Source organism: Spirosoma luteum DSM 19990, assembly GCF_000374065.1.
GTDB classification, from domain to species: Bacteria; Bacteroidota; Bacteroidia; order Cytophagales; family Spirosomataceae; genus Spirosoma; species Spirosoma luteum.
In genome coordinates this window covers 35,279-59,962 of the sequence record NZ_KB893271.1, presented here as the reverse complement: position 1 = coordinate 59,962, position 24,684 = coordinate 35,279, and the positions used below count along the sequence as shown (strand labels likewise).

At 47.8% G+C, this 24,684-nt stretch carries 23 protein-coding genes and 1 rRNA gene; 9 read left to right on the top strand and 15 right to left on the bottom strand.

The features are described 5' to 3' along the window. Nucleotides 1-257, bottom strand: a 16S ribosomal RNA gene (locus B156_RS0120220); the annotation flags it as partial. A gap of 725 nt (nt 258-982) precedes the next feature. Here B156_RS0120220 and B156_RS0120215 point away from each other — a divergent pair. Together B156_RS0120215 and B156_RS0120210 are read left to right on the top strand one after the other, a co-directional pair. Then, the gene (locus B156_RS0120215) at nt 983-2,215 is read left to right on the top strand and encodes a metallophosphoesterase family protein (protein WP_018621600.1); all 1,233 of its coding nucleotides are present in this window, start codon (nt 983-985) and stop codon (nt 2,213-2,215) included. After that, entirely contained in the window at nt 2,212-5,301 is a 3,090-nt protein-coding gene (locus B156_RS0120210; RefSeq protein ID WP_018621599.1) for an AAA family ATPase, read from the top strand. The genes B156_RS0120215 and B156_RS0120210 overlap by 4 nt, the downstream gene beginning before the upstream one ends. 51 nt (nt 5,302-5,352) lie before the next feature. Here the strand turns inward: B156_RS0120210 and B156_RS0120205 are convergent, their stop codons facing one another. The 3 genes from B156_RS0120205 to hemC form a co-directional block, all read right to left on the bottom strand. After that, nucleotides 5,353-6,093 (bottom strand): nuclear transport factor 2 family protein, encoded by a 741-nt coding sequence (locus tag B156_RS0120205; RefSeq protein WP_018621598.1) that lies wholly within the window; start codon nt 6,091-6,093, stop codon nt 5,353-5,355. Between the two features lie 303 nt (nt 6,094-6,396). After that, on the bottom strand, nt 6,397-6,834 hold the full coding sequence (locus B156_RS0120200) for a GNAT family N-acetyltransferase (RefSeq protein ID WP_018621597.1): 438 nt from the start codon (nt 6,832-6,834) through the stop codon (nt 6,397-6,399). Next, the gene (gene hemC / locus B156_RS0120195) at nt 6,831-7,757 is read right to left on the bottom strand and encodes a hydroxymethylbilane synthase (RefSeq protein ID WP_018621596.1); all 927 of its coding nucleotides are present in this window, start codon (nt 7,755-7,757) and stop codon (nt 6,831-6,833) included. Before hemC ends, B156_RS0120200 begins: the two co-directional genes overlap by 4 nt. 279 nt (nt 7,758-8,036) lie before the next feature. On the opposite strand from hemC, the gene B156_RS0120190 reads away from it, so the two are divergent. Continuing rightward, the gene (locus tag B156_RS0120190) at nt 8,037-8,441 is read left to right on the top strand and encodes an Hsp20/alpha crystallin family protein (RefSeq protein ID WP_018621595.1); all 405 of its coding nucleotides are present in this window, start codon (nt 8,037-8,039) and stop codon (nt 8,439-8,441) included. 130 nt (nt 8,442-8,571) lie between these two features. Here B156_RS0120190 and B156_RS0120185 read toward each other — a convergent pair whose 3' ends face one another. The 3 genes from B156_RS0120185 to B156_RS0120175 all read right to left on the bottom strand — a co-directional run bounded on the left by B156_RS0120185 (nt 8,572) and on the right by B156_RS0120175 (nt 11,340). Next, nucleotides 8,572-9,117: an RNA polymerase sigma factor gene (locus B156_RS0120185; RefSeq protein ID WP_018621594.1), complete on the bottom strand. Its 546-nt coding sequence runs from the start codon at nt 9,115-9,117 to the stop codon at nt 8,572-8,574. Nucleotides 9,118-9,536: 419 nt separating this feature from the next. Beyond that, entirely contained in the window at nt 9,537-10,121 is a 585-nt protein-coding gene (locus B156_RS0120180) for a hypothetical protein (protein ID WP_245563791.1), read from the bottom strand. 460 nt (nt 10,122-10,581) lie between these two features. Further along, entirely contained in the window at nt 10,582-11,340 is a 759-nt protein-coding gene (locus B156_RS0120175) for a succinate dehydrogenase/fumarate reductase iron-sulfur subunit (protein ID WP_018621592.1), read from the bottom strand. A gap of 736 nt (nt 11,341-12,076) precedes the next feature. Here B156_RS0120175 and B156_RS0120170 point away from each other — a divergent pair. From B156_RS0120170 to B156_RS0120150, 5 genes are all read left to right on the top strand, one after another. Continuing rightward, a complete protein-coding gene (locus B156_RS0120170) occupies nt 12,077-13,228 on the top strand; it encodes a zinc-dependent alcohol dehydrogenase (RefSeq protein ID WP_018621591.1) in 1,152 nt (383 codons plus the stop codon). Between the two features lie 11 nt (nt 13,229-13,239). Further along, complete coding sequence (locus tag B156_RS0120165) at nt 13,240-13,752, top strand: hypothetical protein (protein WP_018621590.1); 513 nt, start codon at nt 13,240-13,242, stop codon at nt 13,750-13,752. A 375-nt stretch (nt 13,753-14,127) separates the two neighbouring features. Beyond that, nucleotides 14,128-15,249 carry a UDP-galactopyranose mutase gene (glf, locus tag B156_RS0120160; RefSeq protein WP_018621589.1) on the top strand — a complete coding sequence of 374 codons (1,122 nt, stop codon included), beginning with the start codon at nt 14,128-14,130 and terminating at the stop codon, nt 15,247-15,249. A 328-nt stretch (nt 15,250-15,577) separates the two neighbouring features. Further along, on the top strand, nt 15,578-15,733 hold the full coding sequence (locus B156_RS31485) for a hypothetical protein (protein WP_018621588.1): 156 nt from the start codon (nt 15,578-15,580) through the stop codon (nt 15,731-15,733). A 158-nt stretch (nt 15,734-15,891) separates the two neighbouring features. Further along, nucleotides 15,892-16,488, top strand: a complete 597-nt coding sequence (locus B156_RS0120150; protein ID WP_018621587.1) for a cysteine hydrolase family protein — start codon at nt 15,892-15,894, stop codon at nt 16,486-16,488. Nucleotides 16,489-16,593: 105 nt separating this feature from the next. Here B156_RS0120150 and B156_RS0120145 read toward each other — a convergent pair whose 3' ends face one another. Both B156_RS0120145 and B156_RS0120140 read right to left on the bottom strand, forming a co-directional pair. Then, on the bottom strand, nt 16,594-17,322 hold the full coding sequence (locus B156_RS0120145) for a DUF72 domain-containing protein (protein ID WP_018621586.1): 729 nt from the start codon (nt 17,320-17,322) through the stop codon (nt 16,594-16,596). A 66-nt stretch (nt 17,323-17,388) separates the two neighbouring features. Beyond that, nucleotides 17,389-18,630, bottom strand: a complete 1,242-nt coding sequence (locus B156_RS0120140) for a glycosyltransferase family 1 protein (protein ID WP_026260943.1) — start codon at nt 18,628-18,630, stop codon at nt 17,389-17,391. A gap of 244 nt (nt 18,631-18,874) precedes the next feature. Between B156_RS0120140 and B156_RS0120135 the strand changes: the two genes are divergently transcribed. Beyond that, nucleotides 18,875-19,363, top strand: coding sequence for a response regulator (locus B156_RS0120135; RefSeq protein ID WP_018621584.1), 489 nt, complete (start codon nt 18,875-18,877; stop codon nt 19,361-19,363). 15 nt (nt 19,364-19,378) lie between these two features. Here the strand turns inward: B156_RS0120135 and B156_RS0120130 are convergent, their stop codons facing one another. The 6 genes from B156_RS0120130 to B156_RS0120105 all read right to left on the bottom strand — a co-directional run bounded on the left by B156_RS0120130 (nt 19,379) and on the right by B156_RS0120105 (nt 24,280). Next, nucleotides 19,379-20,212, bottom strand: coding sequence for a LytTR family transcriptional regulator DNA-binding domain-containing protein (locus tag B156_RS0120130; protein WP_018621583.1), 834 nt, complete (start codon nt 20,210-20,212; stop codon nt 19,379-19,381). An 18-nt stretch (nt 20,213-20,230) separates the two neighbouring features. Then, nucleotides 20,231-20,644, bottom strand: coding sequence for a response regulator (locus B156_RS0120125; protein WP_018621582.1), 414 nt, complete (start codon nt 20,642-20,644; stop codon nt 20,231-20,233). 181 nt (nt 20,645-20,825) lie between these two features. Continuing rightward, nucleotides 20,826-22,172, bottom strand: coding sequence for a sensor histidine kinase (locus B156_RS0120120; protein WP_018621581.1), 1,347 nt, complete (start codon nt 22,170-22,172; stop codon nt 20,826-20,828). Nucleotides 22,173-22,258: 86 nt separating this feature from the next. After that, the gene (locus tag B156_RS31480) at nt 22,259-22,420 is read right to left on the bottom strand and encodes a hypothetical protein (RefSeq protein WP_018621580.1); all 162 of its coding nucleotides are present in this window, start codon (nt 22,418-22,420) and stop codon (nt 22,259-22,261) included. Between the two features lie 12 nt (nt 22,421-22,432). Then, nucleotides 22,433-23,761: a family 1 glycosylhydrolase gene (locus tag B156_RS0120110; RefSeq protein ID WP_052635780.1), complete on the bottom strand. Its 1,329-nt coding sequence runs from the start codon at nt 23,759-23,761 to the stop codon at nt 22,433-22,435. 189 nt (nt 23,762-23,950) lie between these two features. Next, a complete protein-coding gene (locus B156_RS0120105; RefSeq protein WP_018621578.1) occupies nt 23,951-24,280 on the bottom strand; it encodes a hypothetical protein in 330 nt (109 codons plus the stop codon). Nucleotides 24,281-24,684 lie beyond the last annotated feature (404 nt).

Here is a 24,684-nt window from a genome sequence, read left to right as displayed (position 1 = left end):
GTTACCCCGCCAACTAGCTAATCAGACGCAAGCCCCTCTTCTACCCATGAATGTTTACCCACCAGACCAGGTGATTCGGTGGGACCGTGCGGGTTTACCCCAGCTTTCGCCGGGCTATCCCCCAGTAGAAGGCAGGTTGCTTACGCGTTACGCACCCGTTTGCCACTAAAGCAGCCCGAGGGCTACTTCCGTTCGACTTGCATGTATTAGGCCTGCCGCTAGCGTTCATCCTGAGCCAGGATCAAACTCTCCATCGTAAATAATTGTGTCCCGCCCGAAAGCGGGACTATGTTGTTCAACCGGTGATCGAAATCACAAAGTTGCGTTTTTTGTTGTGCTGTCCGTTTGTCAAAGAACTTTTCGGGTGGCCCGTTGGCCGGCCCGAAGTGAGAAAGTGAAACCGTTGTTTCTGTGTTTCTCTGTGATTGGGAGTGCAAAGGTACGCTTTGTTTCCCGGATGTCAAGCAAAATCTGAAATTTATTTTTGGTACTGATTCTCAGATTGTTACCCTTAACTACTTGATAGCCAGACTACTATCCGACTATTTCCCCCTACCTACCCCGATTTCAGAATGCAAAGGTAGGCTTTATTTCTCGTTTGTCAAGTAAATGTGAAGATTTATTTTCGATACTGATCATCAGACACTTACCTTCAACTCATTGATAGTCAAGCCGTTGCTTATCTATCATAGCTCTGTTTCTTTCGATTTTGGAGTGCAAAGATACCCACTCTTTCCACTCTTGTCAAGCCCAGGCCGTAAAATAATTTTAGCCATACCAAAGATAATTCGGTAAGTGATTGATAAATGGCCACTTAGCCGCAATAAAAAAGCTAAACTTTTTTATTAGACAGTGCATAGACGCGCTTTCTGATAGCAATATGCATGCAACTTGTTCTGATCAAAACGCTTATTCCAGCTTGTCGGGCGTATATTGCATCTACCTTCCAGACCCATTTCTGGAAAGAAGATTGCTACTTAAAATGAAGATTTTACATACCGCAGATTGGCATCTGGGCAAAAGGTTACAAGATTTTCAGCGTCATCAGGAACAAAAAGATGTACTGGAAGAGCTAATACAGCTAGCAGATCGTGAATCGGTGGACCTGATTATAGTGGCAGGGGATCTATTTGATACCTTCAATCCGCCGGCCGAAGCAGAGGACCTATTATATAGTACGCTTAAACGGCTGGCTCTTGGTGGTAGCCGACCGGTGATAGCAATTGCTGGCAATCATGATAATCCAGAACGCATCGAAGCCCAGGACCACTTCGGTCGGGAGTGTGGTATTGTGTTCGCTGGCTTTCCCAAGACGGAGATTCGTTCACACGTGCTGAACTGCGATGCCAAAATAGTCCGAACGGCTCCGGGATTTGTAGAGATCCAACTGCCTAAGCATGATGCTCCGGTACGACTAATACTAACTCCGTATGCCAATGAGAACCGGATGCGGGCCTACTTTGGCTTCTTGGACGCTGAAGACGAGATGCGCCGGTCCTTACAAGCTCATTGGGCTGCGCTGGCTGATGCCTATATGGATGAGCAGGGGGTCAATTTACTGGTGGCGCACTTGTTTGTGATGAAACGGGGCGGCTCACAACCCGAAGAAACAGGTGACGAACGAAGTATTTTGCAAATTGGTGGTGCGTCCGTAGTATATACAGACATGATTCCACCTCAGATACAGTACACCGCATTGGGGCATTTGCACAGGCAGCAGGAAATTAATGGAGGACCCAGCCCGGTAGTTTACAGTAGTAGCCCACTGGCGTATAGCTTTGCCGAAGCCGACCAGCAGAAGTATGTTATGTTGATTGATGCCGAACCCGGGAAAACCGTAACTATAAACTCAGTACCGCTACAAGCGGGTAAGCGGTTGCTTCGAAAGAAATTCACGCGGGTTGACGATGCGGTTGAATGGCTCAACGCTAACCCGACCTGTTACCCGGAAATAACCCTGCAAACGCCCACTTACCTTACATCGGAAGATCGCCGGCGGCTTTCTCAGGCGCATGATTCACTTTCGTCGGGGAGTATCATTCCGGATATTCGGGATGTCGATGCGGTTGAAGAGCTTCCTGCGAAAGTCATTGACTTATCGCAAAGTATGGAGGCCCTGTTTACAGACTACTTCAAAAACAGAAATAAAGGACAGGAGCCGAACGAGCGGTTACGCCAGTTATTCAGTGAGATTTTAGCCACAGACCCCGAATGATCCCTATTAAGCTGTCCATTCAGGGCCTCTATTCGTATCAGGAGTTACAGGAAATTGATTTTCGCCAGTTAGTTGCATCGAGTGTATTTGGGATTTTTGGTAAGGTGGGCAGTGGCAAAACCTCCTTGCTGGAAGCTATCAGCTTTGCCTTGTACGGAAAGACGGAGCGATTGAATACCCAGGACAAACTCCTGTATAATATGATGAATTTGAAGTCGAAGCACTTGATTATCGACTTTGAGTTTCAGGCAGGTCCCGACGAGCAATTGTACAAATTCGTTTACGAAGCGAAGCGGCACGCCAGGAAACACCACGAAATTGGTCCGGGTGAACGGCGTATGTTTAAATGGGAAGGAGATGACTGGACCCCGATTGGCAACGAAAAAGATGATGTTTCGGTCTTATCGAAGCAGATTCTGGGACTGGACTACGAAAATTTCAAACGGACAATCATCATCCCCCAAAATCAGTTTCGGGAGTTTCTGGAACTGAGTGCAACGGACAGGACCAAAATGATGAACCAGTTGTTCAAACTGGATCAGTATGATTTGGCGGGGCGGGTTGGGAAGTTGAGTAAAGCCAACGACGATGAGTTTTCCAAATTAAGCGGTTTAATGGCCTCCCTGGACGAGGTAACCCCGGAGGTTATCGAACAGGCTCAGCTTGACGTGGCTACCATTCGGAAGTCGGTGGCCGAACGGGCCGGTCATATTAGCCAGTTGGAACCGGTCGAGAAACTACTGCTATTATTAAAAAAACAGAGTGAAACGTTAGCTACGGCCCGAATCGATTTGGTACAGTGGGAAGCGCAGGAGCCGACGTACCAGAAAATACAACAGGATATTACTCAATACGAGCAGTGTCGATTACTGTTTGATTCGAGTTTGACGGCTCTTGGTAAGTTGACAAATAAATACGATGGCCTTACTGGAGAGCAGCAGAAGGCCCAGCGTTTGCTTACAACTGTAGTGAGTCGGCTACCGGATTTACAACGAAGTTATACGTCAGCGAAGCTGGCTTATGAGAATCGGGAAAAGTTACAGGACCAGATCGATGAACTGGACACCGTTCAAACAATCAGACTATCCCAGGAATCGGTAGACCAGCAAAATCGAAACCTTATTAATTTAACAGCACGCCTTGGTAGCCAAAAGGCGGGTATCGATGAGCGAAAGGCAGACCGGCAAGTACATCAGACCACAATCGATACGCTAGTAGAACGTAACTCGAATCTGGAGCGACTCTATGCAGTAAGGCACTGGTTTGGATTATACAAGCCGATGAAAAAGCAGGCCGATGACCTGCAAACACAGATTGAGCAGTATGAGAAGAGCCTTGATTCGGTTAAACAACGAAAAAAAGACGCCCTAATCGGGTTTCCCCCCGAATGGGTAGACCTGGCGCTCAAAGTACTACCCGATACCATAGCCGAGGCACTTTCTCAGTTGGAAAAAATTGAGCAGGAACGGGCGTTTATTCATCAACAAACGCTGTTGACGAACGAATTGCAGCGCTACGCCGACTCGCTGACCGATGGGAAGCCATGCCCGTTATGCGGCTCAGTGCATCATCCCCAAAAACAGGATTATACGGCCATTGGCGATGCCGTATTGAAAAGTGAGCAGGCACTACAGAAAGTAAAGCAGCGGATAAAGGAGATGACATCACTTCGGCTAACGGTGAAAGGGCTGGAAACTGAACTGCGTGGTGTTCACGAAAATGGTAAACGACTGATTCGTGAACGGGGTGAAGTGATTGAGCAACTCACGGCTCACGAAGATACGTTCGTATGGCCGGAGTTCTCCAAAGAGAATGAGGGCAACGTGGCCGAAGCGATTAACCAGGAAAATGACCAGAAGAAACGATTAGCCAAAGCGCAGGAAGTCGTTCAGGAATTGACGGTACAAATCGACAAAGCGGAAGACCTGTATAACCAGCAGGGAAAGGAAATAAGCGGTATCGAAGCAACAATAGCCGAGCGTAAGAAACACATTAGTTCGCAGATCGAATCCCTGCAACATTACCCACTGACCGAGGTTGCCAACTGGAATCTGAAACACATAGCCGACCTACGGGAGTCACTGGAGAAACAATACGACCAGACTAAAACGACGTTCGATGAGGTAGAGAAGCGGAAGAACGAAGCCGAGAAAGATGAGATTACATTCCGGGGGCAGGTCGATCAGTTGACGAAGCAGTTGGCTGATTTGGCCAATGAACGAGCAAATGAAGAAATCATTTTGACAAAAAATCTGGCCGATGCAGGGCTAATCCGGGAGCAGGTCGAGCAAATTTTGCGGGCTGGGTTTGATGTTGAAGACGGAAAAAAGCGCGTAGATAGCTACTATGACAAACTAAAGAATCTCCAGAATCAGGTTTCCAGCCTGGAGACTGAGCTAGCTGAGCAACCCTTCGACCTGGCTGAGTTGAATGCGGTTCAGGAAGAATTGAGAGGAGTTCGGGCGGAGAAGGATGAACTGAATAAAGACTTAGGCAAAGCCGCCAATAGGCTGGAAACGCTGGAAAAACAATGGATCGAGAAGCAGAAACACCAGAAACGGTATGACGAACTTGACCTTCGACGACAGGATTTGAAAGAGATGGAAAACCTGTTTCGAAAGCAGGGCTTCGTTGATTACGTTTCCTCCGTATACCTAAATAACCTGTGCCAATCGGCCAATGATCGCTTCTTCAGACTCACCAACAACCAGCTCAAACTCGAATTAGACGATAGAAACGGGTTTCAGGTACGTGATTTTATGAACGGTGGGGAGGTGCGAAGCGTCAAAACACTATCGGGGGGGCAAACATTTCAGGCAGCGTTGTCGCTGGCACTGGCTTTATCCGATAACATCCAGCATCTGACAAGAGCGAAGCAGAACCTGTTCTTTCTGGATGAGGGCTTCGGTACGCTCGACAAAGACGCCTTGCAAACCGTTTTTAAAACCCTGAAAGCCCTCCGGACCGAGAACCGCGTAGTCGGTATAATATCGCATGTGGAAGAGTTACAGCACGAAGTCGACAACTACATCCGGGCCGAAAACACCGAGAACGGCAGTCGTATTATAAAAAGCTGGGAAGAATAACCTTCTCTATCACACCGGAGCACATGTCGCATTCCGGTGTGATAGAGAAGGTTACCCAATAAGTTGTCGAACGCCCCACTGCTCAACTATTTTCCCGTCATTCAGTCGAATTACATCATAAAACATGGCTGGTTTCTGCTCCCAATACCCCGACGATTGTACAATAACAAAATTCCCCTCACCAATAATTCGGTGTACTTTCTCGATAGACCATTGATTGGGCTGCTGCCGCAAATAATCCATTAGTTCGATAAGGCCATTATCAATCTCGGGAATATGCTGGATCAAATCGGTCGCCACAAAGTTATAGCAGGCACTTGTGTCATGATTAATGAAAACCTGTTCGTAAAAAGCACTGACCAGTTTCTTGTTAACAAGGGTCTGTTCAGCATCTTCGATAGGCGGTGGCCCATCCATCATGCTGTTATTATTAACCGTTAATTCGGGTTGATCCTGTATGGCATCCCAATGCTCGGCAACTTTCCCGTCCTCGAACCGGAATAGATCTACAACCACTTTCTGTTGACCACCCCAGTTAAAGGACATATTCGTAACTACGTAATTACTTTCGGCAATGAGTCGCAGGAAGGGTTTGGCTGTAGTATCCTGTTTCGGTAGTTGTTTCATATAAGCAAGAGCCTCCATCAACCCTGCTTTTCCGGGGTTAACCGATGAACTATGCTGCTTGTAATCGTCTGCAATAACTTCTTCGGCAAATGCCAGATCACCCTGACCTACGGCCCGCCGGTAAAAATCACGAATGATGGCTTTATTTATTGATTCCTGCTGCATGATATAGCTTATGTGAAAGTCTCCTGAATAATTGATTGGCATGTACAGCGTCTGCACTACGCGAAAGCATAGTGAACATGCGATAGAATTTCCATCGGTACAAAGAAGTAAATTGACTAGAATTGACCTGACACTCATCGAAGGAAAACAATGAGTTTATTGCTCTGTAGTAAGGGAATCAGAGCATATCAAAAACACCTGATCTTACTTGATAAGTGCTTTTAATAAAGGTCGGCGGTATGTAGGTTGACTTTCAGTAATGTAAATATAGCAAGTCAGAAGATTGGACCAACTCCAGCGAGTTTAAAAATCCAGTTTAAAATGGTGACTGGTAATGTTGAACCCTTTTTTAAGATACAGGCGGTGGGCATCGTATCGGGCTGGGTTCTGTCCAGAGTCGAGTGATACACACTGGCAACCAGCTTTTCGGGCTTCGTTAATCACAAAATCGAGCAGGGTGCTGGCATACCCTTTCCCGCGAGCACTGGGCAGGGTCGATAAGTCATCAATATAAAGCGTTTTGCCGCTATACAGAAGATTCATGTACCGATACCCGACCACGGCAGGGACTGGTTCCAACGTATCATTACCTTTTACATAGGCCAGTACAAACCCATCATTTACCTGCTGAAAACGAATCCTGTCAAACGCCTGATCAGGGTTCAAATGCTGCCTAAGAGCCAGCATAGCTGGTAAACACTGCCGAATCTCGGCATCGGTTTGGGCAATAGCAGTGGTCATGGCTGTTCGCGAATAGTTTGTAGAATTTCGTCGCCACCCCGTTCCAGAATACTTTCGGCCAGCGATTGCCCCAACGATAACGCTTCTGGAGTAGGGCCGGAAAAAGTGTCCCGCAGTAACTGGGAACCATCCAGACTAACCAACCCACCCGTCAGGCTGACGGTCTGCTCATCCGTCAGGCTTGCCAGCGCGAAGGAGGGTATACTACACCCGCCTTCCAGCCGGGCGAGAAAAGCCCGCTCTGCCCGTAAACAGGCAGCGGTAGGTTCATGGTTAATTAGCTGAATCAGGGTTTTCCGTAACTGACTGTCCAGCGAAGTAGCTGTCTCTATGGCTACACTTCCCTGCCCCACGGCGGGTGTAAACTCATTTACGGGCAAGTGCTCCACAATCAGGTCATCGTATCCCATCCGGTGTACACCAGCGTAAGCCAGAATCAACGCGTCGCAATGTCCTTCGTCGAGTTTACGGATGCGCGTTTGCAGATTGCCCCGCATATCAACCGTTGTGAGGTGTGGGCAATAGTGCTTCAACATGGCTACCCGGCGGGTGGATGAAGTGCCAATCCGGAAAGGTGTATCCCGGGTGAGCGACAACGTTTTATCCCGGCTAACCAGCACATCGTTCGCCTGTTCACGTTCGGTAAAGGCAATGATTTCTAAATCGGGTGGTAGTGTTGATGGGAGATCTTTAGCACTATGAACAGCAATATCAATCCGGCCATCCCGTAGCTGATCTTCCAGTTCCTGGGTAAATATGCCCTTGCTCCCAATCTTCGACAGGGACCGGTCGAGCACCAGATCACCTTTCGTTTCGATGAAGATCAACTCCGACGAGACGTCCCCGCTCTTAAGTATCGTTCGTATGTATTCGGCCTGCCAGACGGCTAACCGACTACTTCGTGTTCCAATTCTGATATGCATAGTTCTACAAAGATACACTACGAAAAAGCTTCTGGTAACGGAAAGTGTGGTGATAATGTGTAGAAAGCTACCCACATACAGCCCCTAAATCGCAACACCATCGGTTAAACGTAGATAAGGAGTAGTACTGTCATAATAGCCTCATGTGATGCCAAAACGGCATATTTGAACAAAAAAAACTCTTTTCGGCTGACACGTTGGCCGGGAAAAGCAACATTAATCCATTAGGCACGAGGTTTGTCTAATAACTAATAAATTGAATAGTAAACAACATCCACTATGAAGGCGATAGAAAACGTATTTCAGGGAACAGGCGGGCAGATTGACTTGCTGAATACCCTATATGGTGGGTCAAGTCAGACCACCATGAATGTTGAGCGGGAAGAGGGACACTTGTTAATTACCCTTTCGGCTCCGGGTGTAAAAGCCAGTTCCTTTAACGTGCTGGTTGAAGGCAACAAACTCGTTTTGTATACCCTGTTAATTAGTAATTCCGACCATCAGCCGGAAGGTATCAGCCAGCGGTTAGCGGTACCGATGTTCCTGCGGGTTTTGGATATTCCGGCTTTTATTGATGCCGACCAAATTGAAGCGGTTCACGAGCAGAGTCGGGTAGTGGTAACGCTTCCCTTCAAATATGAAGAACACCTGCACCGCCGGATTGATATCAAGAATTTATTCTGAGTATACTTCTGTGAATTTTCCTACCGGGTTGTTATGACCTGTCGCTATATATCAGTAAAAAGCCGCTCTTACGGGAGCGGCTTTCTTGTTTCTTTACGGGTAACGTACTGTGTTGAGGTCAGTAGTGCCACTAGTTATGTTTAGCACACAGCCGTTGAATTTTTTCGCGGCTACGCTTCAGGCGCATTTTTACGGCACTCTCTTTGAGATCATACATACTGGCAATTTCTTCTATACTCAATCCATCCTCGTATTTGAGCCGGAGCAGGGATCGTTCCTGAGCCGAGAGTTTCTCCATGGCCAGCTTCATTACCTGCAGCGTTTCTTCCCGTAACTGGGCCTCTATTGAATCGGAATTGTACCAGTCGGTGTTTTCTTCGAGTGTGGTGGTCGGAAGGCGTTTGGACAGCCTTAGCTGATCAGCGCAGTAGTTATAGGAAATTGAATAGAGCCAGGTTGAGAAACTGGACTTCTGTTGAAAGCCATCTAACTTATGGAAAACTTTGATGAAAATGTCGTGGGTAAAGTCCTCGGCCTGCAAAGAATCATTAGTCATCGATAAACAACGCCGGTACACTTTCTTCACATACCGATTGTAGAGGGCTTCAAAACAATGATCAGGTTGGGTAGAAAAATAATGTTGAATCACTTCTTCGTCGCTCAGGTTAGCTTGCATGTGGGAATAGCGTATATATTTAGTTTACGAAACTAATGTATATACACTATTTTCCCGCCATTTGGTTTTGGGTATTTGTAGAAGTTGACTTTAAATCTATTGGGCGGTGTGCTATGTATCCAAAGAACCCAGTTTCGACTACATAGAAAGATTCACCTTTCAAGAATAATATACTTATTATATATACGATATTACCAAAAAAGAATATATAATATACAAAGATGTGAATATAAGTAATTGACTAATAGTGAACTGGCAAAACCCTCTCAGCACCTTGGGTAGTATCCGACAGTTTCCTTCCGGGCACAAGTAATTCTTATCCTGTCAGGTAGGGTTCTTTACGAGATTCGGTCAATTTTCCCTTCACGTTTTGCACGGACAAAGTACGGCCCCTAACCATTTTCACACATAGCATCTGGTCAAAAATCGGCCAGTTCTTTATTGGTTACATTGGGGGTAACTTCTCCTGGTACAACAACCCCCGTGCCCGGATCACCTGAACAGACCCGGCAGAGGTAAACGATCTCAACCGACCATCCTTTATCCATCTGGCCAACCAGCAAGCTAATCCGGGTACGGGGTGTAAGCCAGACCCGCTCCCGGATGGTGCCCACCATACCCGTTTTCCCTTTCCCGTATTTTTCCTCTAAGCTGACTTCAAAATCGGCCGCCGTAGCCCGGACCTCGGCTTCTGTTATGCCCGTAGTGGTATAGTAATAGTAAGTAGCCGACAGCAGCTGATCATCAAGGAAATCATATTCCAAACCAACCGGCCGATCCTTTAGGGAAATTCTTTTGTAAACCAGTTTATCCCCTTTGCGGGACGCGGTATTGGGCATTTCTGCTTCTTTAACCTGTGACCGACTGAAACTCCACCTTACTTTCCGGAAATCGGGAGTTGGCTGTGCCTGCAAATGCTCTATTGAAAGAAACAGTAGCACGCATTGAAAGAATATAGTATTGCTAAGCAGTGGCAGGCTAACTGAGAAACGAAATGCGGTCATGGACTTTACAGGTAAAATTGTGTCGGTATAGCCATTCTACCGATCTCCCGGAGAAACTGCCTGAAAACCTGGTGACCATAGAAAAAGGCATCCGATAAGAAGGAAATTTTGTAGTGACCAAACTGCAAAACGCCCCGCTCAGATACCTTGGTACAAAAGTAAACAGAAAGCTTTCAGAAAGAACCTCTCTAACCAACAACATTAGACATGGCTATTGGCAACGCCAAAAAATAAGTCGACGGGCCGGGGAACCCCGCTCCATCTGCGGAAGGTAGTCAATGCCATTCTATAGGTAATGCGTTGTGATTTACTACTGAGAGTTATAGTCCGGTAATAACCCCAGTCACAACCACCCTTATCTGGTCTCCTTATTAAACGCCGGATTCAATCTGTTTCATAAAACATAGTATTGATTCCTGAGGCCGTTTGTAAAAGTCTCCGTATGAACTATAGTTATTGATCAGGAGTCATTTCCGGGAGAAATAATTTTCGCGCCTAAGTACTCCCGGTTTAGCCGGGTAATGGTTTCCAGTGGTACAGAGGCCGGGCACTCCACGGCACAAGCGCCCGTAAACGAACAGGCGCCAAAACCTTCCGAGTCCATCTGGGCAACCATCCGCTCGGCTCGTTCCCGGCGTTCCGACTGGCCCTGCGGCAAGAGAGCAAAACGGGATACCTGAGCCCCTACAAATAGCATCGCCGAGGCATTCTTACAGGCCGCTACGCAGGCCCCACAGGCAATACAGGCCGCTGCATCCATGGTCGATTCCTGAATTTGCCGAGGTACCAGAATCTCATTGGCATCCGGTGCTGACCCCGTATTGACCGAGATATAGCCACCCGCCTGTACAATTCGGTCGAAGGCCGTCCGATCTACCGATAGATCCCTGATGATTGGGAAAGCCCGTGACCGCCAGGGTTCGACCACAATCGTTTCCCCATCCCGAAAGCTCCGCATAAACAGCTGGCAAACGGCTCCGCCAGTCTGCGGTCCGTGCGCCCGACCATTGACGTACATAGCGCAGGACCCGCATATTCCTTCGCGGCAGTCGTGGTCGAAGACAATAGGCTCCTCACCTTTGTGCGTCAACTCGCCATTGAGTACATCGAACATTTCCAGAAATGACATGTCGGGGTCAATATTCGCCATGTTGTACTGGACTAATTTGCCGGGCGTACTGGTATTTTTCTGTCGCCAGACTTTCAGTGTTACGTTCATAACTATCCTCTATTGATAAGCCTAAAAACTATACTTCCCCTTGTAGCCCGATCAGCCTCTACCATCAACCAGCGATTGTACTGGTCGCCTATGACACTGCTCCGCTCGTCGGTTGTTATTGCTACGTCGTAGTAGCCAAACCGAGAAACAACCAATCACCTGGTTTCATATAGTTTGTTTCCAGCAGTAATTGCTTACACTACTTAGGTTCCATAAAAATGATTGATAACAGGAAGCGGCAATGAGGGAACGGCTCATGACGCTAAAGCACACTTCTAAACGAAGACCTAATTCTCGCAGCAACTGAACTGAAAGTGGTTAGCCAATGATTGGCCGATTTGTCACTGGAAACTCTTTGAATTAAGCGCTTTGCACTCGGCTCAAACAAAACGGAGCATTGGGTTGATAAAGCGATTCACTCACACGGCTGATAACAAGCGATGCCCAGGTAATCCACTTTCCCCTCAGGTACTTTCCTGATCAAAAGCTGCCTCAATTCACGCAGATTAGGAGGTTCTATACATTAGGGATATGCACTCTTGAAGCGAATAAGCTTACGAATAGGCCAGAGCCCGGTAGTAGCCAATTCATAGAAGAGAAAATAGGATAAAGCCCGTTTCCTCACTTATGGTATCGACAGATAACTCACACCTCCTGCAACAGGTTTATTGGCTAGTATTGTCAACCACCTTTATACGTGGCCATTCAACTTCGAACTTACTCAACAGATTAGCCTATGCTAGCCATGAATTACCGGGGCCCCCGACGGGTCCGTATCGATCATAAGCCCATGCCGACTATCAAGCATCCCGAGGATGCTATTGTACGGGTAACACGCTCCTGTATTTGTGGGTCAGACCTGCACTTATACAATGGCAACGTACCTGATACCCGGGTTGGGGTGACATTTGGCCATGAGTTTATTGGCGTGGTCGAAGAAATTGGTCCAGAAGTCCACAAACTCAAAATAGGCGACCAGGTACTGGTTCCCTTCAATATTGCCTGTGGTAAATGTACTTTTTGTCAGCAGGGGTTATACGGTAACTGTCACGAATCAAATTCACAGGCAACGGCTGTGGGTGGCATTTTTGGGTACTCGCATACCGCTGGTGGATATGATGGTGGCCAGGCCGAATATGTCCGGGTACCTTACGCCAATTTTGGGCCAACGGTCATCCCTCCGGATATGGACCCTGATGACGCGGTTCTGCTAACCGACGTAGTGCCAACAGGCTATCAGGCTGCTGAAATGGGTGGTATTCAACCCGGTGATACGGTTGTGGTGTTTGGTGCAGGACCGGTGGGCATTATGGCCGCCAGATGTTCGTGGCTGTTTGGCGCGGGTCGTGTAATTGTGATTGACCAGGTAGATTACCGGCTTGAATTCGTCCGAAATTACGCTCCCTGTGAGGCCTACAACTTTAAGGAAATGGATGATCCGGTCGTATTTATCAAGAAGATGACCGACTGGCTGGGAGCCGACGTTTGTATTGACGCCGTGGGCGCAGAAGCGGCAGGCAGTGCCCTGCAAACCATTACCGGGCGGAAGTTATTGATACAGGCCGGCTCCGCCACGGCCCTTCACTGGGCGATTAACTCAGTCAAGAAAGGCGGAATCGTTTCAATTGTGGGTGTGTATGGCCCTACTGATAACCTGGTCCCCATTGGCAACGTAGTGAATAAAGGCATCACCATTCGGGCTAATCAGGCTTCGGTAAAACGACTGCTCCCGCGCCTGATTGAGCATATACAAAATGGTATTCTTAACCCTAAAGCCATCATCACCCATCGGGTACCACTGGAAGAGGTCGCGGATGCCTACAACATCTTTTCCAACAAGCTGGACAATTGTATCAAACCCGTTCTCATTCCTTCAGCCAAAGGATAAACCAACGTATTATGGAAACGATAGAAACAAAAGCGAAGGACTATTCACACATTCTGGGCTGGGGTATCGATGCGGATGCTGAAAATGATCCTACCTACCCTATCAGGCACCGCACTGACGGCACTGGCCAACCGATAGAGCAGCATGGCTATAATTGGGAACGACCGCAGCAACAACCGATTGATGTAGAAGTACTCCGATCCATCGAACGGCCCAATGTAAGTGCGGTATTTGGCACGTCTACCCCACCTACTGGACTTAGCGGACAAATCCGCCGGTTTGCCTTTCGGTTCAGTGAGTCAGAATATGGTCACTGGTTACCCCTTCTGATTGCTGATCGGGTTAACGTAATCGAAGGTATTGTGGATGACTTTAAGCAGGGTCGCACGCCTAATATTTTTGCCGAGAAGGGCATGAAAGCAGCGTGGAAATATAATCGGAAAGGCTTGATTCAACAGGCGCTGATTGGAGTTGCCGTTACCACCGCTGTGATTTTTCTTTTGTCGAAAAAGAAAGAACGATAAGTTGCTTCTACTAGGAAAGACTTTCCTGACATCCTCCAGGTAAAGGGAAGTGATTAGTGAGCACTGCTCATTAGATAGTTGTTCTAATTCGAAGCCGCGATCAGTTTACGCTGACGCGGCTTTTTTTATTATCTATTTTTATCAGCTTGGTTTCGCCGGTTCTCAACCGGACATGGCCTGGTTCTAGCGTATTATACCTCTATGGATCAGCAATTTACGATCCAATTTAATCAGGTAATCTAGCTACTGCCCCAGCTATATAGGACCACCAGAGAGGCACCATTCCCTCACAGGTCATAAAATAGTAAAACCCTTTCCCTTATTCGATGAGTTATTGTTAAATCAGTTATACAATTCATAGTATACTTTCAGTTTATGACATACGATTTTGCCATAGTTGGTGCCGGTTTTGCCGGAAGTGTGCTGGCCGAGCGCTTAGCTAGTCAGTCAGGAAAAACAGTTCTTTTAATTGACAAACGCCCTCACATTGGTGGTAATGCGTATGATTGCCCTAATGAAGCGGGTATATTGATTCACCAGTACGGACCACATATCTTTCATACCAACTCGCCCGATGTATTTGCCTATCTGTCGCAGTTTACCGAGTGGCGGCCCTATGAACATCGGGTGCTGGCATCGGTCGACGGACAACTCCTCCCTATCCCTATCAATCTGGACACGGTCAATAAGCTCTATGGGTATACGTTTACGTCCGAAGAGCTGGCGGAGTACTTCAAATCAGTTGGCGAACAAGTCGATGACATTCGTACCTCCGAAGATGTCGTTGTCAGTCAGGTAGGCCGCGATCTGTACGAAAAATTCTTCCGGGGTTATACCCGCAAGCAGTGGGGTGTTGACCCATCGGAGCTGGACAAAATGGTGACTTCGCGCATTCCAACCCGAACTAACCAGGATGACCGCTATTTTACCGACGAGTTTCAGTATATGCCCCTGCATGGCTATACAAAGATGTTCGAAAGCATGGTTGCCCATCCGAATATTCATCAAATGCTCGGTACCGATTTTAAGGAGGTAAAAGATCAGGTAACCTTTAATCAATTGATTTATACGGGGCCAGTCGATGAATATTTTGACTACTGTTACGGCAAACTTCCCTATCGATCCCTCCGGTTTGACCATCAAACCCTGGACGTGGCTGATTACCAACCCGTTTCGGTGGTGAATTATCCTAATGATCATGCCTATACCCGCATTACAGAGTACAAGAAATTAACCGGGCAGGAACATCCTAAAACCAGCCTTACTTTCGAGTACCCACAGGATGAGGGCGACCCCTACTACCCGGTACCACGCCCCGAAAACGCGGCCCTTTATCGGCAGTACAAGCAGTTGGCGGATTCACAATCGGATGTGCATTTTGTAGGACGGTTAGGAACGTATCGCTACTACAATATGGACCAGGTGGTAGCCCAGGCATTAACCCTCTACAAAAAACTGGTCGGGGCGGAATCGCTCCACGATGTAGTGCAGAACTGAGTCATTTCCTTTTTTGACTGAAGAAGTTTCTGTGCGAAAACAGCCTTCACCCGACATCGCTACCCTCAGGAAGTCAGCTTGTTGTGGGCTGGCGTGAGTTTTATGACGGGTCAAGGGACTGCCGCCGGGCTGCTATCAGGCTACTGGTTTATTTAACCAGTAGCCGTTGCATCTGGACTGGTAAAGTGAGTTTCAATCAGTGTACTATTGGTTTATTTACATCAGTAAGGATCGCCGGAACTCAAACCGGCAGATGCATTCCATGATGAGAGGTGAATAATCGCATCACGATGCCAACACTCGGGTGCCCTATGCGTTCTTACTCCTCATGAATGCACAAAAAACGGTTAAGTTGACTGAAAATCTTCCTTTGGGAGGAGGGGGTCAAACCGACTTAAATTTATTTATAACCGAACATAGTTCCTGGGGCACGGGTACTTATGCCTATGGCCAATTGGTGCTGGAGGTTGAAATGTACCGCTGATTCTCTCTGCCTGGCACCAGTCCAATACGGATGGTAGCCAGGCAGTGGTTGTCCAACTTCTACCCTGACTCCAAAATAAAACAGGTAAGAAACGATTGTAAAAAAGCCACTCTGCACGTCGAAATAGGCTAACAAATCCATTATATCAGTGCCAGCCAATGGAAAAAGAGAGTTCTGACTTACACGGAAACGCCCCTGATACATGCCCGGTCGCCATCCTGATTATTGACATGATCAATGACCTGGAATTTCCTGAAGGTCCACAGATACTACAGCCCGCTATCGAAGCCGCAAGTTGTATTGCTGAGTTAAAAAAGAAGGCAAAAGACCTGCGTATCCCCGTCATTTATGCAAATGATAATTTTGGCCACTGGCGTTCGGATTTATCCGTTCTGGTTCAACATTGCCTGCAGACGAACGTGCGTGGTCAACCCCTTGTGAAGCTGTTGCAACCCGAACCCACTGATTATGTCGTTTTAAAGCCCAAGAACTCAGCTTTTTTTGAAACGACATTAGCCCTTTTGTTGACCTACCTGGGTGCGAAGCGCTTAATTCTGACGGGGCTCAGCACAGACGTCTGTGTCCAGTTTACGGCGCAGGATGCCTACCTACGGGACCTGGATATATCGGTTCCATCAAACTGCGTGGCATCTGCCTGTATGGAACAGACCCAGTCTAGCCTGGCTTATATGCAGCGCGTGCTTCGGGCTGACACAACCCCCACCACCGAGCTTGATTTGCAACGCTTCCTGTAGCCAACACGGAAAAGTAACGTCCCTGATTTAATCATTCTGAAGGCTGCTACCTTACGCAGTTTGGACATAAGTGTATTCGGCGTAAGAATTTTGCGAAGGTTTCGCTTAATCAGACGTGGACTCGAACAGCTGTTTAAACGTCAGGGCATCTTGCTTCATGTGGATATTATTAAAGAAAACATATCCGGTTTTTTCGGTTGGTAATAGCTCTACCAGGTCAGCTAATTCATCCGGCTCATACTGATACCGCCAGCCGTGCCGGCCATGAAGCCGAAAGTAACACTGTTCCGGTGTCGTTGTCGACTGGGCAAACGGGTCTACAACGTGCCATAAGGCCAGGTCTTCGCACAAAGTTTGCACCACTTCCTTGTCCCATGAGCCACGCGGCTCCCAGCAGCAGTTTAGCCCGTTGCGTTCAATCTGGCTAAAGAACCGAACCATATCCGAGATGTGCTCCGGTGTCTGGGTAAAACTAGCGGGGCATTGAAACAGAATCGTTTTAGCGCGTAGCTTCCGGGCACTGGCCAGCGTGATTTGCCAGGCTTCTTCAACAATCGAAGTGGGTTTAAAGTAACCCACTTCTGATCGTTCGGATTCGGATAGTTTTCGTTTTAATCGTTTGTAGGTTGGACTTTTTGCCGGGTGCGTAATAAGTTGCCAGGCCTTCAGTACGAACTCGAAGTCAACGGGCACTTCGTTTCGCCACTTTTCCAGGGTGGTTAGCCGGGGAGGCTGATAAAAAGTAAGTTGAATCTCTACACTGGGAAACAGTTCAGCATAAGTAGCCTTTGAACCGCTTAGACCACAGGTGCCGATTTGTATTGTACCGCTCATTGTGGACTTAATTAGTGCAAAATTTTGAACGAAATCAAGTCGTAATGAGTGGATGTAAGTCGACCCTTATTCCTGCAGAAGCACAGGGGCAAGCTGCTCATTTAGAATGTAATGCATCTGTTTCCACGTTTGATCCCAGGATTGCGCACGTAAAAATTGATTGAGTTCAGATTCATCACTTCCAACGGACCGATGCAGGCTGGCCGAGATGCCCGATTCAAAGGCAGATACCGTATCGGCAATGGTGACCCGGCTCCAGTTACCATAAGTCCGTACTACGTCGCGGATGGGGGTAGAGACGACCGGTAATCCTGCTGCTAAATACTCGGGTGTTTTAGTCGGACTGATGTAGCGCGTCGATTCATTGATTGCAAAGGGCATCATCGCGACCTGCCAGTTGCCAAAATAGGCAGGTAACTCCCTGTAATCCTTCATGCCCAGATAATGCAGATTAGGTCCGGCTGGTAATGTTGCCGGATCTATCTTAACCACTGGACCCAATAGCACAAATTGCCAGTCGGGTCGCCGGTTGGCCAGCTCACGTAGTAAGGATAGGTCTAAGCGCTCATCGATAACGCCACTATAACCAATTCGGGGGTGAGCGATAGCTACCTGATCGGCAGGATCGTTTGAATCAGCTTGCGAGGCACTAGCACTGGGATGACAAAAATGATTGTAGTCGATACAACTTGGGAAGGCATACACGGTTGAATGACGCTCTTTCTTAGCTTCGTAGAGGCTGTACCCGCCGGTAAATACGACATCAGCCTTTTTTAAAAGCCGTTGTTCCTGTTCAATTAATTGTGAGGACGCTCCCAAAAAGGCCGAAAGTTCATCCATGCAGTCATATAAAACCAGCCTGGGTTTAAGATGGTCCGTAAAGGGAAGTGCCATCGGTGTATAATACCAGGTAATAAAATCGGTTATCGCTTGCTGCTCAATCAATTGATTGATTAATTGCCGCTGAAGCCGAATGGCCGACTGTTCATCGATTCCCCGGGGTAGGTGAGGCACCACGACGGTTAGATTTTCAGCTACTTTCCTTACGTCGAGAAAGAGCGTATCATGCCAGATTGGTTCTTCGATATACCAAACCCGACATTGGCTGGCCGCCCGGCTAAGCAGATGCTGTGGCCGTTGATAAACAAAATTCCAGCGCAGGTGCGCGAAGCAAAGTAAATCGGTAAAACCCTGGTCAGATATTGGCCTACCGGCCGATGTGGAGGTAGTCAATCGGGTTGGCCATTCATGAAGTAAGGCCTGGGTTGATTTCGCCTTGTATGGTAAAGTCGAGATTGGTTCAGACATAGTATTGATAGTTAAGCGCGTAGGGGTTAGCCTATTAATTGAGTAGTTGTCTTATAGTAAAGAGTGTATATAAGCCTAACCTGCCAACCAAAATTTTAACGATTCCATCGCTTTAAGAGTGAGGGAACGGCCCGCTTACCCAGTAAAATGACATACCCAAAAACTTACCGGTTCACCTGGTAAGGCGTTGTGTTTTGGTTAGTATATTTGTATATTTGATTGATAACATACCCAATCAACGTTCATGAAAAGTCAATTGATTACTAACCCAGTCCTTCGAGGTAACTTCAAAAATGCCAACCTGTTGATTATTGAAGATAATCCGGATCAGGGGCAACTAATGAAAGATTCAATCGACCAGTGTTTACCGGAAGTAAAAACAGCGCTGGTTTCCTCCGAAGCGGAAGCCCTTTCCTTTTTAGACCAGTGCCGCACCGAAGAATGGAATTATCCCAAACTAATTCTACTGGATCTATACCTGCCAGAGCGCCAGGATGGCTGGCGAATACTGGAGCAGATTAAAGCAATGCCAGCCGCAATGGGTAAAATTCCAGTTGTGCTGTTAAGTCAATCGAGTAGCCAGCACGATATTGCCGAAGCCTACCAGCGTGGCTGCTCTTCCTATGTGGTTAAACCCCGTCTGCAAGCCGATTGGCTGCGTTATTTTCAAAGCCTGCGCACGTACTGGTGGGAAACCGTTACCTTACCCAAGATTGAGATTTCTTTGTTTTAGTCGCAAGTAGTTTAGCTAAGCCGCCAGCTGAGCGGTCATTAACCAATAGTCGAACAACTGCTTCAGGATGCGAACCAATGCCGTTGGATCATCCGGGACAACTACTACGGAATTAGCGTCCATTAGGTAAGCCTGCATCATATTCTCGCTTGGCGATGCCAGATAAATTACCGGAATTGCCCGCAACTGTGCATGGCCCTTAATTGATTGCAAAGTCAGCAGCCCATCAACCCGGTTTCGGCGTGAGTCAATAAGAATGAGGACGGGCCATTCGGCAGGAGGACTAAGCAGCAACGCAGAGGCCAACTCAGCACCTGTTTTGTTTGACTGCAACATGTAGGGTACTGTCAGTTCACGAAGGCACTGCTCAGTCAGCAGCAACGTATCACCATCCATAATTGCCTGTATACGTGGTGAGGTTACCTCTTCCTGACTCACATTGGGCAGACTGGACTCCGCTGATTTGGCTATATCAACCGTAACAAAATCGGTTTGTAGTAAATGAGATACTTCCCTCCATCGCCGACGGCTCACGGGTAGTTCGGTTCCATCCATTAACTGCACCGATCCCGCCATTTTGGGCCGGGGAGGCTGGTGTACACAGGCTACATAAGTCGGGTTGATAAGGGCTGTTTTGTGAATGCGAATAAAGGTCGGCAGCCGCTCTTCAAAATAAACCAAGGGTTTGGCCAACAATCGTCGTTCGCCACTACGAAACTGAAGCCAGGCATAATTATCAGCTCCGATGAAATAGGCCAGTAAAGATGGCTGTTCAAGAAGTTGGTGAATGAGTAGCACGTTTGTTTCGTTTCGTTTTGTTAGTCGAATGAGCGTTGGATAAGAAATCATTCGATTGTTTCACCCATCTCAAGGCATTAAGGAACTGTTAGTTTCAATCCAATAGGCACAAGCCTGTTTAAATAGCTTCTTCATCGGCGCTATACCCATAGGCTTGACCAGACAGGAATTCGCTCCGGCCTGGTAACAGGCCTGGATTTCGCCTTCTGCTGTTTCACTGGTTACCATAACTACCGGAATTTGTTTCCAGTCCTGTCTGGCCTTGAGTTGCAATAAGGTCTGCTGACCACTCATACCAGGCATGTGCAAATCAAGTAACAGTAAAGCCGGTCGCTCTGAACTCGTCTGCAAGCTATTGAGCATTGTTTCACCGCTTGAAAACAATATGACCGTATACTCCGGAAAGGATTCAGCAAATACGTACTGAACCAGTTTTAGATAGTCGGCTTCGTTGTCGATTATGTAAATCAATGGCTTATTCATGAAGGCTGATTGTTCTTACAGAACACTTTTTAATAAGTAGTCAAACGTATAAAGCCATTTTACGGGCAGGCAACAGCACCTACTAGCCATTTTAAAATTCACCTGCATAACCAGCCCGTTTCACCGTCAACCGTCAGTATAGAATTCCGCAGACCTTCGAGTACAAATCATGGTACGTACTTTAACCCTGCCGGTCTTTACCAGCATTGATTTGTTCACCCTCTATCTGTTTAGTGGTGTACCGTATGGGTAGCCGAATACGAAACAAGGTACCCCGCCCTGTAATGCTTTCAATTTCCATACTGGCACTTAGTAGTTCACACAAGCGCTTAACGATTTGCAACCCGATTCCTTCTCCCTGATAAGTCTGCCGACCCCTTTCACTCAGTTGTTCAGTCGGGGGAACGGTGGGCACGTTAAGCGGCAGAGCACTCACTGGCTCTGCTGCATCAACGGACAATACACTGGTTGCTTCAACGGTCGGCTTGAGTTGATCACCCAATACGCCGGCCAGCGTGGAGGGCAACCCCGGTCCTGAATTCTGAATACTCACGATCCAGCGGGCATCATTTTCCAATGCCCAGGAAATCGAAATAAATCCATCAGCGGTATATTTTAAAGCGTTCAGCAATAAATTCTGTACTATCCGCTGTAGTTTGATGGGATCTGTTTCAATGAGTAGAGAAGCAGGGCCCTCGGCCCGGAGTGCTAGTTTTCGTTCAGCCGCCAGTGCCTGCCCACTCCTGGCCATCTCATGCAGGAGAGGTGCTACGTCCATGGACTTAAACTCCGGTTTTTCTTCACCTGCTTCCAGGCGGGAGAGGTCCATTAAGTTTGTCAGCATCCCCTCAACGCTCGCCAGATTACGGCTTAACATATCCAGATACTGCTCCCGCTGGTCATCAGGCAACCCTTCCAGCTTCAGCATGTAAGCGGCTCCATTGATAATACCTAATCCCCCTTGCAGGTCGTGAGCAGACGCCCGCAGGATAGTGGTCCGCTCCTGAGATAAGGCGGTCATTTTCTCCACAACCTGCTGGAGCGTAGCAGACCGTTGAATGGCCTCCAAGCGTTGCAGTTCGTCATATTTTATGACGCTGCCCTCCATAGCCTCCTGCATAATCTGAGAAATATGCTGGTTAACGTCCAGTAACAGTTGAGCATCTGTTTGAGGAAACAGCGTTTGAAAGCGCTTAAGCTCGCTATACAGAATTTGGGTTAGGTAGGAAACCTCCCGCATCGTATCAATCAGGGTAAACGATTTCTGCCAGCGATGCAGGCCATGCGCCTGGGCCGTCAGAGCCGGATCCGCCTGGGGCGTTTTCTCCAGCAGCCGCGCTTCCAGCATATCTAAAATCAGCGGCAGTAAGTCATTAAACTCCTCACGACTCAGCGTAAGGCCTTTCGCTAACGTGGCATCTTCCTGACAAACCGTTCGCCATCTATTCAGGATGGTTTCCCGTTGCGCGAATAAATAGGCGGTAATGGCCGATAAGGGTTGAGGATTGTCAGCGTGAGTGGGTTCCATAGACGTATATCCGGCCTTTTACCGATTGGTTGGTTTCCCTAAGAAAACAGTGAAGTCTGGCATACAGAACGATAATTGATAGACAGTCAATAGCTTATTTTTAGGCGCCCTGAATTAACCGGCAGAAAAGTGGCTTGTTCAAATGACAAACTGACATCGGCCAGTTTACTCTCGATTAATTTTCCGGCGATGCTGCCTTGTTTTACCGCTGTTAACGTAAGGTTGATAGCTATTTTTAGGGTAAGCATTTTTAAGTAGCTTTAAACAAGCATCGGATGACAAGCCTCCTGCTTCATTTGCCACCAGCCTTCTCCCGGCGGCATCAATTCTTCTACTGGCCTTCCATTTCCCAGTTGAACGATCATCTCAACCAGCTCCGTAGGGATTGCCCGACCGCTGCTAACATTGAATGCGCCAGGTTCATATCTATTTTCCTGGCGCGTCAGCAGGCAGTGCCAATCGTACAAGCCGAATAGTGCCCAGACCGTAACGGCCCGCACATCGGCGCCAGCGCGCTTAGCCTCTTCGGCTTGCCGCCATACTTCACCTAACCAACGTTTTTGCTCCTCCACACAATCGCCCAGGTGGGCTTCGGTCACCGCGATTGGTAGCCCATACCGTTCCCAAACCTGCATCAACAGTTTACCTACACCCAACCGCTGCTCAGGAGACGCCCGAACCACTTCCGTATCGACATAATAATGCGTTCCATTTGTGCCAGGTATCCAGTCGGGGTATCCTGTGGTATACTCATCCAGAAAGCGCTCGCTGGTCACGTAGTGATTCGCACCAATTATCGAAGGCGGACACGGATTTTCGACGAAGGCCCACAGCTCCGCTTCCGTAGCACCTGACGCCAGCAGGTAATTCCAGAGGGCATGATCAGGCACGACACACCCACAAAGTAGATCCCAGGTTAGAAAGCGCCGTTCATTTTCGAAATCAGCCTGATAACGAACGCCAGACGTACTATGTACATAACTTAAATCATCCGTCTGAATCAGTCGTGCCGCCGGTTGAACGGCCCGGATTTGGGCCATAGCCCGGATTGTAGCCTGCACCTGCCGTAGCAGCAACCGCACAAAATGCGCATCAGACTGTCCGTGTGGGTACCAGTGCCCATACAAGCCGGCAAAACGGGCCGTTGTCAACGGCTCATTAACGGGTGTATAGTCTGTCACCCAGGGATACCGTTCTGCCACACGCCGGGCATAGCGGGCCAGTTCGGTTGCATAAGCCGGGCCGTCGAAAGTGGCATATCGGGGCCCACAACCATGATGAATCAACCCGACAATAGGGTTGATTCCTGCATCTCGCAACCGGTTTAACCGCTCATCGGTCCAGTTCCAATCCAAGTGCTCCGGGTGTTCAGGGGCTACTCTTTCCCACAATACGGGGTACCGAATCGACTTGATACCCAGCGAAGTAATACAATCCATATCCTCCACCCGGTTATGGTGGCCACTTCGTCTTACCTGATCCTGATACTCATTATTTACCCGGTTTACTGTACATTCGATGCCACCCCATATTTCCAGATTTACAGGCCTGGTTAGTGGCATATGATCTCCATGTATTGGGTATGACATAAGAAATTAGTTCAGATGGAATCTCAATGCATTCGTATAATGGCAGTTTAGTACATAGCGTTTTTTATACTGGCCCACCTTTGACAACTCGCCAATACTACTACTGCCTGCATAGATAACGGACTGATTAAGGCTGTACCCAGTGAGGAAACGGTACCCGCACACTAATAATGGGTAAAGCGTGCATGCTTAGTAATCAAAATAGCGAACGGCCACAATACTGGCATCCGTAATCAATTGCGTATACCGAATGGGGATTGCTTTGGTCGGTTCGTCGGCCGACGTAAACGTACACACAAAATAACCTACATCACTGTGGAGAATAGCAGCAATGATCTCTCCATTTGGTGCCCCGTCACCAACCTGCTGATTAATCAGTTCGCCTTCTTTTAGGTAGAGAAGCTGCTCAATACGTACATCATTTACCCGAAAACCAATCTCCTCCAGCCTTCTTTTACTAAGGTCGTAGGTCTCTTCGGCTTGTAGACGGCCAACGGTAAAGGGAACAAAAAACTTCATGTTCCAAAAACAGCCTATAGCCCTCTGATGTGTTTACAGACACGAAGGGTGTGAGGCAGTGGTTCCAGTCAGATCGATACGCACCGTCAGTCATAAATCGGCTTCCCGAACCAGCCCGATACGAAAAAGGCAGTTCCGTCAGTGAAATCTACTTCCCGGAATGGCCCCGATTTGGAACAGATCAGCAGATTGAGTACCGTTCCCTCACTTCCCATTCTCCTGCCGTTGATAGGCCAGTTTACGTTGGAAGGACGGTCATCAAGCTAAATCAACTCAGTGACTCAGTGGGTTTGTATAAAAATATACTTGCAAAAGTGGCGGTTACGCCATGTCGAACCCCTGCTATTCTGAAATAAAGAATTGTCTCTCCAGGACGGGTAAGGCACATTATAACACATGAATCC

What these genes read in the sequence shown, in the direction of transcription:
- B156_RS0120215 (WP_018621600.1), top strand. Translation starts at nt 983, where the DNA reads ATGAAGATTTTACATACCGCAGATTGGCATCTGGGCAAAAGGTTACAA.
- B156_RS0120210 (WP_018621599.1), top strand. Translation starts at nt 2,212, where the DNA reads ATGATCCCTATTAAGCTGTCCATTCAGGGCCTCTATTCGTATCAGGAG.
- B156_RS0120205 (WP_018621598.1), bottom strand. Translation starts at nt 6,093, where the DNA reads ATGCAGCAGGAATCAATAAATAAAGCCATCATTCGTGATTTTTACCGG.
- B156_RS0120200 (WP_018621597.1), bottom strand. Translation starts at nt 6,834, where the DNA reads ATGACCACTGCTATTGCCCAAACCGATGCCGAGATTCGGCAGTGTTTA.
- hemC (WP_018621596.1), bottom strand. Translation starts at nt 7,757, where the DNA reads ATGCATATCAGAATTGGAACACGAAGTAGTCGGTTAGCCGTCTGGCAG.
- B156_RS0120190 (WP_018621595.1), top strand. Translation starts at nt 8,037, where the DNA reads ATGAAGGCGATAGAAAACGTATTTCAGGGAACAGGCGGGCAGATTGAC.
- B156_RS0120185 (WP_018621594.1), bottom strand. Translation starts at nt 9,117, where the DNA reads ATGCAAGCTAACCTGAGCGACGAAGAAGTGATTCAACATTATTTTTCT.
- B156_RS0120180 (WP_245563791.1), bottom strand. Translation starts at nt 10,121, where the DNA reads ATGACCGCATTTCGTTTCTCAGTTAGCCTGCCACTGCTTAGCAATACT.
- B156_RS0120175 (WP_018621592.1), bottom strand. Translation starts at nt 11,340, where the DNA reads ATGAACGTAACACTGAAAGTCTGGCGACAGAAAAATACCAGTACGCCC.
- B156_RS0120170 (WP_018621591.1), top strand. Translation starts at nt 12,077, where the DNA reads ATGCTAGCCATGAATTACCGGGGCCCCCGACGGGTCCGTATCGATCAT.
- B156_RS0120165 (WP_018621590.1), top strand. Translation starts at nt 13,240, where the DNA reads ATGGAAACGATAGAAACAAAAGCGAAGGACTATTCACACATTCTGGGC.
- glf (WP_018621589.1), top strand. Translation starts at nt 14,128, where the DNA reads ATGACATACGATTTTGCCATAGTTGGTGCCGGTTTTGCCGGAAGTGTG.
- B156_RS31485 (WP_018621588.1), top strand. Translation starts at nt 15,578, where the DNA reads ATGAATGCACAAAAAACGGTTAAGTTGACTGAAAATCTTCCTTTGGGA.
- B156_RS0120150 (WP_018621587.1), top strand. Translation starts at nt 15,892, where the DNA reads ATGGAAAAAGAGAGTTCTGACTTACACGGAAACGCCCCTGATACATGC.
- B156_RS0120145 (WP_018621586.1), bottom strand. Translation starts at nt 17,322, where the DNA reads ATGAGCGGTACAATACAAATCGGCACCTGTGGTCTAAGCGGTTCAAAG.
- B156_RS0120140 (WP_026260943.1), bottom strand. Translation starts at nt 18,630, where the DNA reads ATGTCTGAACCAATCTCGACTTTACCATACAAGGCGAAATCAACCCAG.
- B156_RS0120135 (WP_018621584.1), top strand. Translation starts at nt 18,875, where the DNA reads ATGAAAAGTCAATTGATTACTAACCCAGTCCTTCGAGGTAACTTCAAA.
- B156_RS0120130 (WP_018621583.1), bottom strand. Translation starts at nt 20,212, where the DNA reads ATGATTTCTTATCCAACGCTCATTCGACTAACAAAACGAAACGAAACA.
- B156_RS0120125 (WP_018621582.1), bottom strand. Translation starts at nt 20,644, where the DNA reads ATGAATAAGCCATTGATTTACATAATCGACAACGAAGCCGACTATCTA.
- B156_RS0120120 (WP_018621581.1), bottom strand. Translation starts at nt 22,172, where the DNA reads ATGGAACCCACTCACGCTGACAATCCTCAACCCTTATCGGCCATTACC.
- B156_RS31480 (WP_018621580.1), bottom strand. Translation starts at nt 22,420, where the DNA reads ATGCTTACCCTAAAAATAGCTATCAACCTTACGTTAACAGCGGTAAAA.
- B156_RS0120110 (WP_052635780.1), bottom strand. Translation starts at nt 23,761, where the DNA reads ATGTCATACCCAATACATGGAGATCATATGCCACTAACCAGGCCTGTA.
- B156_RS0120105 (WP_018621578.1), bottom strand. Translation starts at nt 24,280, where the DNA reads ATGAAGTTTTTTGTTCCCTTTACCGTTGGCCGTCTACAAGCCGAAGAG.